The organism is Xylocopilactobacillus apicola (assembly GCF_033095985.1).
GTDB lineage: Bacteria > Bacillota > Bacilli > Lactobacillales > Lactobacillaceae > Xylocopilactobacillus > Xylocopilactobacillus apicola.
Genome location: NZ_AP026802.1, coordinates 1,694,969 through 1,707,041, shown reverse-complemented (window position 1 = coordinate 1,707,041; position 12,073 = coordinate 1,694,969). Strand labels below are relative to the sequence as shown.

General features: G+C 39.4%; 8 protein-coding genes and 1 pseudogene. 8 read left to right on the top strand and 1 reads right to left on the bottom strand.

What is annotated here, in order from left to right; genetic code table 11:
- Positions 1–83: 83 nt before the first annotated feature.
- A complete protein-coding gene (locus R8495_RS08270; protein WP_317635002.1) occupies positions 84–4,268 on the bottom strand; it encodes a BspA family leucine-rich repeat surface protein in 4,185 nt (1,394 codons plus the stop codon).
- A gap of 127 nt (positions 4,269–4,395) precedes the next feature.
- On the opposite strand from R8495_RS08270, the gene R8495_RS08265 reads away from it, so the two are divergent.
- The 8 genes and pseudogenes from R8495_RS08265 (at position 4,396) to R8495_RS08230 (ending at position 12,059) form a co-directional block, all read left to right on the top strand.
- Positions 4,396–5,103 carry a hypothetical protein gene (locus R8495_RS08265; RefSeq protein WP_317635001.1) on the top strand — a complete coding sequence of 236 codons (708 nt, stop codon included), beginning with the start codon at positions 4,396–4,398 and terminating at the stop codon, positions 5,101–5,103.
- Between the two features lie 314 nt (positions 5,104–5,417).
- On the top strand, positions 5,418–6,590 hold the full coding sequence (locus R8495_RS08260) for an MFS transporter (RefSeq protein ID WP_317635000.1): 1,173 nt from the start codon (positions 5,418–5,420) through the stop codon (positions 6,588–6,590).
- A gap of 3 nt (positions 6,591–6,593) precedes the next feature.
- Positions 6,594–7,760: a chorismate synthase gene (gene aroC / locus R8495_RS08255; RefSeq protein ID WP_317634999.1), complete on the top strand. Its 1,167-nt coding sequence runs from the start codon at positions 6,594–6,596 to the stop codon at positions 7,758–7,760.
- 10 nt (positions 7,761–7,770) lie between these two features.
- On the top strand, positions 7,771–8,298 hold the full coding sequence (locus tag R8495_RS08250) for an amino acid biosynthesis protein (RefSeq protein ID WP_317634998.1): 528 nt from the start codon (positions 7,771–7,773) through the stop codon (positions 8,296–8,298).
- 8 nt (positions 8,299–8,306) lie between these two features.
- Positions 8,307–9,608, top strand: a complete 1,302-nt coding sequence (aroA, locus tag R8495_RS08245; RefSeq protein ID WP_317634997.1) for a 3-phosphoshikimate 1-carboxyvinyltransferase — start codon at positions 8,307–8,309, stop codon at positions 9,606–9,608.
- A pseudogene (locus tag R8495_RS08240) lies at positions 9,592–10,675 on the top strand (prephenate dehydrogenase). Before aroA ends, R8495_RS08240 begins: the two are co-directional and overlap by 17 nt.
- 1 nt (position 10,676) lies before the next feature.
- On the top strand, positions 10,677–11,186 hold the full coding sequence (locus tag R8495_RS08235; RefSeq protein ID WP_317634996.1) for a shikimate kinase: 510 nt from the start codon (positions 10,677–10,679) through the stop codon (positions 11,184–11,186).
- The gene (locus tag R8495_RS08230) at positions 11,187–12,059 is read left to right on the top strand and encodes a shikimate dehydrogenase (protein ID WP_317634995.1); all 873 of its coding nucleotides are present in this window, start codon (positions 11,187–11,189) and stop codon (positions 12,057–12,059) included. It abuts the gene before it with no gap.
- Positions 12,060–12,073 lie beyond the last annotated feature (14 nt).

Here is a 12,073-nt window from a genome sequence, read left to right as displayed (position 1 = left end):
GAACAGGTCAAAATCAAATTTCTAGCGGATCCTAAGAGTTCAGTTGAGCTTAAAACAGGCTCTTAGGGCGAATTGATTAGAGCTTAAATTCCACTTGTATCAATGAGAGTAAATATTACGTTGCTGTTATAACGACCACCACCGGGAATGTCTAGTCTTTGGACTTTTAAAAGCAGGTTCCACGGAATTGTTTTGGAGTATTCATAGTCGTTGCCATTGCTCGTTCCTTGATCGATGATCACAGGACTATTTAAATTATATAAATTACTTGCGTCCTGATACCATAACGGATTGCCTCTAATTATTCTTGTAGGATCATCGACGCTTGCTAACGGCTCTGCTTGGGCTTCTACCCGCCAAGTTTTGTTGTCGTGATAACTTCTAGTGTCACTAACAGTTAAATTTTGTTCATTACTAGTATAACTTGCAGTCTGATCTTTCAGGAGCTTAGTTCCAAAATCAATTTGGTCGTTCGAATTCGTAATTGTCAGTGCTCCTCCGTTTTGCTCCCAAACGTAAGTCCGTGTGTCAGTACGTGTCATTGATTCAGCACTAATATCAGCGGCAGTTTTTACGTCCCCTAATGGACTGTGGTCGCTTCCACTACCAACTTCCCGCCAATTTGCCGCAGTACAGTAGAAATGCGCTGCCGGATGCTCGGAATCTTTGATTAAATCTCCTGGCGCTGGATTGGGAAGCAAAATTGAACCCCAATTTTGACCAGCATACATGTTCAGTTTTGTATTAGGTCCAAGAGTTAACTTCCAAAGCATCGCGTCGTGATCAAACATTTGACCAACTCCCTTAGAAACACCAGGACCAGTGTAATAAGTTACATTTCTAGTATCAAAATTGTGTAAATCGAGTTCGGTTAATTTCGTGCAGTATCCAAACATTGAATACATGTTAGTTACTTTGTCAGTTACGAATTTATCACTAAATTTAATGCTTTTGATTTCGAGGTCTGCGGCGAACATAAAGCCCATGTCTGTGACGTTTGCCGTATCAAAACTTCTTAAATCCAGGCTTTCAAGTTTGACGCAGTTTTCAAACATCAAAAACATATTAATGACTTTACTGGTATCGAAATGGCTCACGTCAATTTGTTTTAACTCCTTACATGAACCAAACATTTCATTCATCCAAATCACATTTTTGGTGTCAAATCCACTAACGTCAAGATCTTCAAGTCCATAACAGGTACTAAACATCAAAGACATGGTGGTAACTTTACTAGTGTTAAAGCTCGACACATCGATCTTTTTAAATGAAGGGCTATAGTAAAACATCATTGACATGTCAGTTACGTTACTGGTATCAAAGTTTCGAAGGTCTAGTTCAGTTTCGGATCGACAAGAACTAAACATCCCTTTCATATTAGTCACTTTGCTGGTATTGAAATTATGAGTGTCAATATGTTCCACATATATGCAACCATTAAACAAGTCACTCATATCAGTGACCTCGCTTGTATCTAAATTATCAAGACCTTCAATTGAGGTAAGTTCGCGACTTACCGCCCCAAAGAAATTATGAAGTGAACCGGTTGCTGCTACTCCAGGGTCGATTACAACTTTTTTCACTCGATAATAATACTGATACCACGGCCAATTTTCGCTGTTGTTTGGCGAATCGTTAACGAGATTTAACATGTGAGCATGAATCGTCAAGACTTGGTTTAGATCATCGTAATCCCACCACGTCGGCTCCCAAACGTAAGTTTCCTTTTCAGCTCCATTGGCATATTTTGCTAATAGATTCGCTGTTGTAAAAGTCGCACCTTGAGGATTTGCGGCCGTGCCGCTAGCGATTGCCTGCCACTTGCGCGTAGTCCCTGGACTAGAAATTGGATCCATTAAAGTACGATCGGTAGTTGGAAATCTATTCTTAGGACCTAAGGTGATTCTTTCAAGGCCGATATCATTGTCAAAAATATGATCACTTAAAAGAGCTGTCCGCATATCAAGCTTACTTAAATCGATTGCAAACAGATTCGGACAATTATCAAACATATAGCTAAAATCAGTAACTTCAGAAGTATCAATATTTTCAAGCCCAGTAACATCAGATAGTTGCTGTATACTTGAAAAAATCCATTTTAAGGATTTAACTTTAAAGCCCGGATGAATGATAATTTTTTGAATTCTCGTATAATCAAGTGCCCACGGCCAATCAGCTCTTGAAGTTGGAATTATATCCAAGTCATGACGGTAGATATGAAGAGTATTGCTTGAGTCAATATACCACCAATTGGAATCAGTCACCGAGCTCGTTGTGTTAGGGACGTAGTTACCGGTTTGATACATTTGGTCATTATTCATTAATGGAGCTTTATTATTGTTGCTATCAAAGAAATAAGAACCATAAATTGGGTTGCCGCTATCATCAATTAGTTGGTTTGACTGATCATAAATTGAAATATTAAAAGCAATGTTGGTAGATTCAGGATCATCAGCAGATCCTGGAGTGGTGGTGACAGTAATTTGATCATTGCGATCGTCCATCCCAGGCATTCCTGGAAATCGGTCGTTCTTTCCTTGGTAGATCATTGTTAACGTGTTCGACCCAGTTTGACCAGGTAGTAAGTTATTAGTAGCTCCTGAATTTAGCGGAATGTAGATCGAATAGCCATTATAAGAAGCTCCGGGCGGCATTTGTTGAACGCGAAAACGTTCACTGTATGGCTGAAATGCCGTCACGTTTTTCCAGACGCCAGGGACGCTATTATTGGTTGCGCTGTATTTGAATACGATCGTATCATCTTTTTTAACACTTACATTGGAACTAAATGGTCCGCCGTTAACGCTCATTTGACAATCAATCCCGAGATTGGAGCTGGAAATTTCTTGACGATAGACATAATTAATAAAAGTGACGTTGCCAAACTGAGTAGTCACTGTCATTTCGTCACCGTCAGTATTAACCACAGCACCGCTGCCAGCTGAGCCTAGTCGTTTATTAATTTTGGTTCCATTTTCAAAATAGGTTCCATTGACTTGAGCACGCCGATAAATTTTCCCGTCTTTGTTAATTGTCGGTTGATTATTTTGATCAACGAATGTTAAGTTGCCGTGATCCGCCTGCCAATTAGACTGAAGAGTAGTTTTAGGATCTATTAAATCGTTGCCGTTCTCATCAACGCACCTAGTTGTAATAACCGGCTCTCCTGGTGTAAAAGTTGCCCGCAGATTTTTGATCGTATTACCTTCGTAATTGCCGCCGGTGGAGCCTAAAATGGCAAACGCCCAATTGTGGCGTTCGGCAATAATTGCCTGTTCCTGCGGATTTAAAACCTTAGTCCAAGTAATACTTTGCCCCAAAGTAGGGTCACCTAAAGTCACGATCATGGTGTAAGTGCTGGCAGTATAACTTATTGTCATTGGGCGCCAAGCACTATCGGCAATTTTGATCTTAGTTCCGTTAACACTGCCAAAGGAGTCGCTTTTTGCGGTTACATCTAGCCCGTTTAGTGGAGCTGAATATTGTGAAGGGAGCGCAAATCCAGTTCCATCAGTGCTGACAAAAGCACCATACGAATTATCGGTTTGTAATCCTGAACCAGTTGACGGGTAATAATCATCTGGATATACGTAATTAAACATCGTGTGATTTGCATCACCATAAGGAGTACCAGGCATTTGCTGATAAGGGTTGTTGTTGTTGTAGTAAGTATCGATTTTAAACCCAAGAGCATTCATTAAATCATCGATCCCAAAACTACTGGCGCTAAATCCTAGTGAGTGTATATTTTGTCCATTGTCTGGGTCAGTTGGATCGATCACAGAACTACCGTCAGCATGTCTACCAAATACACTCGGTAAAGTGTAAGGTGCTGCCCCAGTCGTGTCATTGACTGTTTCGCCAGGTTTATAGAGAGGATGAAAGACAAAACCAATTCCGTCGCCTAAGCCAGAATCTTCAGCAGGATCAATTTTTAAATTCCAGCTGAAGTTAAAATCTTTAGTCATATCAATAGTTGAATTTAGTGCAACCGCGCCAACTTGAAATTTTTTGTTTTCATTTAACGAGATTGTATCCCAAGTTCCGTCGTCATTAACATTGACCTTGGCGACTCCAATCGGGGCAAAAAAATTCTGACTGTCACCAGGTCCGATCGTCACTGGACTAGCCAGTCGAGGCTGAAGTGATCCTTTTGGCAAATTAATTGCTTTAATGATAGGCTTATTAAGAGTAAAGCCAAGATACAAAAAAATTAAAGATATGAAAATTGAAACTATGAAGTATGATTTCTTCCGAATGTTACGCATCTTGTCCCTTTCAGTTAATAACTTTCACTTAAACTTAAGTTTAGCTTTTTTTCAATTATGATAAGATCAATTTGTTGAAATTTGTGTTTGAAATAAAGGAAAATAGTTTACAATCGAAAGGTTAAAAATGATCAATAAACAAAGTATTAAAATTGGCATAGCACTAATTTTTTCTGGTTTGCTGATGGGCTGTGAGTCTCGTTCTAGTTCCAGTGATAAAGATGTCAAGTCTCAAAGTGCAAAGATTGCACAAGTGGATAAATCAGTGCAGGAAAAAATCAAAAATGCGACGTATTCTTATACGGAGACCAAAGATAGTTACAACGGTTATCCGATTGATAATTTGAAAACTGCAGTGGGGGATTTTACGATTCATTCCCCTGAATTGTCGTGGGCTCCTAATCCCAAAACGCCAGAAGATCACGACAAGGATTTGGTTGGTTTTAAATTTTTGTTTGAGTATCACAACACAACTAAAGAGGCGCAAAATGGAATTACTGCGCTTCAATCAATTATGAAAGTTAAAGAGATGGTTAGATACGAGGTAAAAACCACTGGCAATCAAATGAAAATGCATTTGGTCACGACTCCTTATGTAGGGATGGATCGAACATATCACGACGAGGAATTAGCACGGATCGCAAATAATAAAGTGACAACCGAGCCCGGAGCCACAACTAACTATTTGGTCAGTTTTGTAACCAAAGAAGCACCCAAAAGTCGTAAGATAAAAGGCAAGAGACAAAATCAGGCAATTTATAAATTTTTCGCCGACCCAAAAAGTAAGGTTGAACTTAAAACGGTCAAAAGGCAGATTAGTTGGCGCTTTGACTAGTGGATTTATAAATGTTGATACAAAATTCATTGACTCTGATAAATAAGTATGATTTAATATTTACATTCATTAAACGAAAGGAGATCCTTATGACTCGCTGTATTTTAAATAAAGATTACTTTTATGGCTCTGCTTATTTTAGTTAGCGTCCGTAATCTTATGGATACGGACGCCAGAATTTGTCCGTGTCTAAGCAGAGTCATTTTGATCCACCAGCTAGACACAATGTGATCTAGCTTGAGCCGTATATAATTAGCTTAAAAACCAGTTAGATTACAACAGTCTAGCTGGTTTTTGCTTTTTAAGGAGAGTATATGAACAAACGACAATTATCACTTAGTTTATACATAAACTATTTTATTCATGGCTTTGGAATGATTATTCTAACGCAAAATATGCAAGCATTAAGTCACCATTGGCAGACCCCGCTTGCTACAGTTTCTTATGTTGTTTCAGGCAACGGGATTGGAAGGCTTTTAGCTTATTTCGTTCTTGGTAATTTATCTGATTATTTCGGTCGAAAAATTTTCATTAACGTGGGAATGATCAGCTATTTCACTTTTTTTGTCGGGATGGCATTTGTGAAGAACATTCAGGTAGCTTACATGTTTTCCATTTTATCCGGTGTTGCAGCATCAGCTCTGGATTCAGGCACTTATACGACTTTTGTTGAGATGGGAAAACGGGGAGGATCTTCCAATATCTTATTGAAGGCTTTTATTTCAATCGGAGAATTTATCCTCCCTTTAATAATTTCAAATCTGGAATCGCGCCAAATGTGGTATGGCTGGTCGTTCATTCTAGCAGCGGCAATTTTAGTAATTAACTTTGTTTTCTTAAATCTTCAAACTTTCCCTGAACGAAATTTGGATGATTATGAAACAAAAGTGGTAAATGAAAACTTGACCAAAAAATCTAAAGCTTTAGCCACAGTTGGCTTGTTGGGATACGGGTACACATCGATGGCGGTGATGATTTTGTACACACAGTGGATTAGTCTTTTTGTTAGGAAAACTTTTGGATTTAGCCAATCTTTATCGCACTGGCTCTTGTCGTTATATAGCGTTGGTTCGATCACTGGAGTAATTTTGATTTTTCTCCTTTTACGTCAAGGGGTTGCGGAAACGAAACTCTTAGTAAGCCTCAATGCTCTTTCGCTCTTGGCACTTTTTGTGGTCTGCTATAGTTCAGTTCCATTTATTTCGATGAGCGCAGCATTTCTGTTTGGCTTTTCTGCCGCGGGCGGAGTTTTGCAGATTGGACTTAATTTGTTCATTAAATTATATCCGCACATTAAAGGCCGTATCACGGGATCGTTTTTCACTTTCGGCAGCTTCGCAGCGTTTTCGATCCCGATTATTACTGGCTGGCTATCTAAAAAAAGCGTGGCAAATGCGATTCGCTTTGATCTGGTCGTCTGTGCTTTAGGTTTGTTTTTTGTCAGTCTCACAGCTTGGGCACTTAGAAATTCAAAAAAGGAGCAATAAATTATGATCAATTACGTTACTGCGGGAGAATCTCACGGTCCTCAATTAACTGGCATTATCACTGGGATTCCAGCTGGCTTAAAATTAGACATTAAAGAAATCAATGATGCTTTAGCTGCTCGGCAAGGTGGTTTTGGACGAGGAGACCGCCAAAAGATTGAACACGATTCAGTAGAAATCACTGGTGGTGTTCGCCATGATATTACGCTTGGAAGTCCAATCTCTTTAACAATTCAAAATCGGGACTATTCTCATTGGAGTCAAATTATGGACCCTATTAGTCCAGCGACTCAAAGTAATACTTTACGGCAAATTACTCGTCCGAGACCCGGACACGCTGATTTAGTCGGCGGGATGAAATATGGTCAAAGTGATCTAAGAAATGTTTTAGAACGTTCTTCTGCCCGTGAAACAGCAATGCGCGTCGCACTGGGACAAATTTGCAAACAATTATTATCCCAGCTTGATATTAATTTGATTGGCTATGTTCAACAAATCGGCGCAACTAAGATTCCAGAGCAAGATTTATCTGTTCAAGAAATCAACAATGCGATTGAACAAAATGACCTCCGAATTTTAGACTCGAATTTTGTTGAACAAATTCACAATTCAATCCTACAGGCAAAAAAAGACGGCGACACTCTTGGCGGAGTTATTAAGGTCGTTGTCGAAAACGTACCTGCAGGTTTAGGAAGCTATATTAGTTGGAATACAAAACTAGATGGTCAACTAGCTGGCGCAGTCATGGGAATTAATGCAATGAAAGGTGTTGAAATCGGTGATGGCTTTGCCGCTGCCGGCAAACCCGGCAGTCAAGTCATGGACGAAATCGATTGGAATCCTAATACTGGCTGGAGTCGATTAACCAATCATCTCGGAGGTTTTGAAGGCGGTATGACTAACAGCATGCCGCTTATCATCAAAGCTGCAATGAAACCAATCCCAACACTTTATAAACCGCTGCAAACCGTCGACATCAAAACTAAAGAGAAGCAAAAAGCCCAAGTCGAACGATCAGACACCACGGCAATAGTTCCTGCTTCGATTGTAGTCGAAAGTGTCGTAGCAATTGAAATTGCGAAAGCTATTACCGCAACTTTTGAGGCAAGCAACTTAGATCGTCTTCAAAAAGCCCTCCACGATTACCGGAAAGAATTGCTTCAATACTAAGGAGATCAAAATGAATATCCATACCTTAGGTCCATGTGATACAGATAGTTACGCGGCAGCGGCTGATTATAATGCCCGCTATCAAAATAATCTTGCCCAAATTATCTGCCACGAAAGTTTTGAAGAAATCCTCGCTAACTTGGCAGACTTTTCAAAAGAGTATTTGATCATTCCAACTGCTTTTAAATCAAACAGTTTACACGCAAGCTGGGGGGATATTCATTATACCTTGCTGGATCAAATGAATTTATTAACTTCTTTTATTACCAAGCTAGATCCACTGGTTGTGGTCAAACGGCTCAATGCAGCAAATAAGATTGGCTATACTCACGCTGCCACTGCTGAGCTTTTAAAAAACACGATTAAAGACGTATCAGTTATAACTACCCCTAGTAAATATTTAGCCTATCAGGCTTACCAAGAAAATCAGGCTGCATATGTCTTAACAAATACCAAAAATATTAAATTAACCACTCATGAGACTGTTATTAAAAGCTTTTCTCCCTCAATGGTGTGGTGTTTATATCAAATTAATTAGGTGAAATTATGAAATTAAATTCTTTTTCTAAAAATGGACTTCATGGAGTAATTAGTGTTCCCGGTGATAAAAGCATCTCTCACCGTGGGCTAATTCTCGGAGCCTTAAGTAGCGGCACGACCCAATTGCATCATTTCCTAGCTGCCGATGACTGCTTATCGACTTTAAATGCCCTAAAAGATCTCGGGGTCCCCATTACCCGCAAAAATGATTTCGTTACAATCGAGGGTCAGGGATTAACTGGATTAAAAAGACCCACAAAGAGCTTAGACATGGGAAATGCAGGCACTGCAACTCGACTTCTAGCTGGTCTTTTAGCAGGACAATCATTTACTTCCACTTTAATCGGTGACTCCTCACTAAGCAAAAGACCGATGGGGCGAGTCCAAACACCCCTTCAAGAGATGGGCGCCAAAATTGAATTAACTGACGGGCATTTACCAATGACCATCACTGGTCAGAAGTTACACTCTATTGATTACCAAATGACGGTTGCAAGCGCACAAGTTAAGAGTGCCCTCATTTTTGCAGCCTTACAGGCAGATGAAAAAAGTACAATTAAAGAATTCCTGCCGACCCGCGATCATACTGAACGCTTACTTAATAAATTTGGAGCTAGCATAACTACAAGCGATGACGGTTACACGATTACTGTCGATCCCCACCCTCATCTAGTCGGACAAGATTTGACAATTCCAGGTGACATGTCTTCAGCAGCTTTCTTTATTACAGCTGCTAGTATTATTCCTAACTCTAAAATCACAATTTTAAATGTCGGAATTAATCCAACTCGTACCGGTTTATTAAATATTTTAGAAAAAATGGGCGGAAAAGTTAAAATCACTAATCGTTCTCAAACCGACGGCGAGCCGACTGCCGATCTTGAAATTGAAAGTGCGCAGTTAAAACCAATTAAAATTACCTCGAAAGATATCCCGGACGTAATAGATGAATTACCATTAGTTGCTCTTTTAGCTGCTGCTGCAAACGGTGTGAGTGAAGTTACGGGAGCTCTTGAATTAAGAGTAAAAGAAACCGACCGCATCTCAACTATTGTCACTGAATTACAAAAACTGGGAATTAAAATTACTGAGCTTACAGACGGATTTATTATCGACGGTCGAGATGAATGGCAGATTAAGAATTCAAAATTAGATAGTCACGGCGACCATCGGATTGGAATGATGTTAGCCATTGCAGCTTTGAGAATAAAAGAACCCCTTGCTTTAGAAAATGAAGATGCCATTAGTATTTCTTATCCTCAATTTTTCGAAGACCTAAAGGAGATTGAAGATGCAGATTCTAATTAAAGGGTTGGGTCTGATTGGCAGTTCACTAGCTCTCGCAATTAAAGAAAATCATCCGGCAGCTAATATAATTGGCATGGATCTTAATCAAGACAGCTTAAACTACGCCTCACGCCATGGACTAGTTGATGAAATCTCAACCGATTTTCTTGTAGTAGCTCCAAAAGCCGATGTCATTATTTTAGCCTGCCCCGTTCAGACGATCATTAAAGATTTAGCAAAGTTGGCTGAACTTAAGCTTAAACCTAATGTTATCGTTACCGATGTCGGAAGCACTAAAGATAATATTATGGTAGCTGCATTACCTCTTCAGCAAAAAGGAATAACCTTTATTGGCGGTCATCCAATGGCAGGATCACATAATTGCCGGCAGAGCTAATTTGTTTGAAAATGCCTTTTACTTTTTAGTTCCAGGTAACGCTCCCGAAGGCGCTGTTAATAGTTTACAAGAATTACTTTCTGCAGCTCTCGTAAAATGGTTAATCATTAATTCTAAGGAACATGACCAAATTGTCGGACAGATCAGTCACTTACCACATATTGTCGCAGCGGCTTTGGTGAATGAAACCCAAGTGACACTTGCAGATTTCCCTCTCGGATTAAGGTTAGCCGCCGGTGGATTTAAAAGCATCACGCGGATTGCAAGCTCAGATCCCAAAATGTGGACTGACATTCTAGCTTCTAATTCCAACATTTTAGTAAAACAACTGCAGGATTATATTGATGAACTTTCTGATTTAAAAGGAGCTTTAACAGCTCAAGATTTAACAACCCTTAAAGAATTTTTTACTGCTGCCAAAATCACTCGCGATCATTTAGGTCCCGAACAAATGGGAAGTTTACCTAATTTCTTTGATCTATTTTTAAATATCCCAGATCGAACTGGAGCCATCGCCAAAATTACTACCCTTTTATCAGAAGAGAACTTAAATTTAATTAATATTAATATTCTAGAAATACGTGAAGAAATTGACGGAGTTTTGCAGTTAACATTTGGCGATTTAGCTACGCAAAACAAAGCTGATTTAATCCTGCAAAAAGCAGGTTACCAAATTGTTAGGAGGAGTTAAGATGCAAGCAATTTTGATTGGATTTATGGGAAGCGGCAAAACGACTGTCGGTCGACTGCTTGCTGAACAATTGAAAACAAAGCATATTGATTTAGATAATTTAATCGTCGAAGAAGCGGGACAATCTATTTCTGAAATTTTTGCAAAACATGGTGAAGCTCACTTTCGAAAATTAGAACAACAAATTCTAAGCAAAGCTTTAAAGCTTCCCGGGATTTTATCAACCGGCGGCGGGACTCCAACAATCCCCGCTAACGTGTCCCTATTACTATCCAGCAAAGCGCCGATCATTTGGTTGGCAGCCAGTAATCAAGCTACGATAAATCATCTTAAAAATGATACCAGCAGACCATTAATTAAGGATTTAAACCAAGACGGACTATTAAAACTAAAAGAAAAGCGATTTTCCCAATACGAAAAAATCGCTGATTTAACTATCAAAACAGATTCCTTAACCCCACTGCAGATTATGCAGCAAATTAAAGAATGGTTACTCAGAAAGGACCGATAAATGAACGAACGAATCGACGGACACACAATTTTAATTGGATTAATGGCATACCCAATTAGACACTCCATGTCACCAACCATGCATAATAACGCTTTTGCCAAACTAGGATTAAACTATGCGTATTTAGCTTTTGAGGTAACTAACGATAATTTACCACAGGCAATTGATGCTATTCGTACTCTTGAGATGCGAGGGTCAAATATCTCAATGCCAAATAAACAAAAGGTAATTCCGCTTTTAGATAAGTTGGATCCGACTGCCGAAATGGTGGGAGCTGTTAATACAATCGTCAATGATCATGGGACTCTAACGGGTTATGTTACTGATGGCACTGGTTTTATGCAGTCATTAAAAGACGAAAATTTAAATATCATCGGGGAAAAGATGACCATTGCGGGTGCTGGCGGGGCTGGAACTGCAATTGCAATTCAGGCAGCAATTGATGGAGTAAAAGAAATTTCGATTTTTAATCGGCACGGAGCTTCCTGGGAAAATGCTAAGCGAAATGTAAATATAATAAATGATCGAACCAATTGTAAGGCTACTTTATATGCTTTAGAAGATCAATCGGCGCTCCAAAAAGAAATCAAAGACTGCACAATTTACTGTAACGCCACCGGAGTCGGGATGAATCCGTTAGAAGGCCAGACGTTGGTTAGTAATCCCGACTGGTTTAGAAAAGATATGATTGTCTACGATATTATTTATTCACCTCGGACAACAAAGTTAATGGAAGTGGCTCAAGCGGCTGGAGTAAAGCATGTCTACAATGGACTGGGAATGATTTTAGAACAAGGCGCCGAAGCTTTTAAACTTTGGACAGGGCAGAATATGCCAGTTGAATATATTCGCGAATTATTATTTAGCGATTAATAGAAAGGATTTAT

Coding starts and splice junctions, on each gene's coding strand:
- R8495_RS08230 (WP_317634995.1), top strand. CDS start 11,187: ATGAACGAACGAATCGACGGACACACAATTTTAATTGGATTAATGGCA.
- R8495_RS08265 (WP_317635001.1), top strand. CDS start 4,396: ATGATCAATAAACAAAGTATTAAAATTGGCATAGCACTAATTTTTTCT.
- aroC (WP_317634999.1), top strand. CDS start 6,594: ATGATCAATTACGTTACTGCGGGAGAATCTCACGGTCCTCAATTAACT.
- R8495_RS08250 (WP_317634998.1), top strand. CDS start 7,771: ATGAATATCCATACCTTAGGTCCATGTGATACAGATAGTTACGCGGCA.
- aroA (WP_317634997.1), top strand. CDS start 8,307: ATGAAATTAAATTCTTTTTCTAAAAATGGACTTCATGGAGTAATTAGT.
- R8495_RS08260 (WP_317635000.1), top strand. CDS start 5,418: ATGAACAAACGACAATTATCACTTAGTTTATACATAAACTATTTTATT.
- R8495_RS08270 (WP_317635002.1), bottom strand. CDS start 4,268: ATGCGTAACATTCGGAAGAAATCATACTTCATAGTTTCAATTTTCATA.
- R8495_RS08235 (WP_317634996.1), top strand. CDS start 10,677: ATGCAAGCAATTTTGATTGGATTTATGGGAAGCGGCAAAACGACTGTC.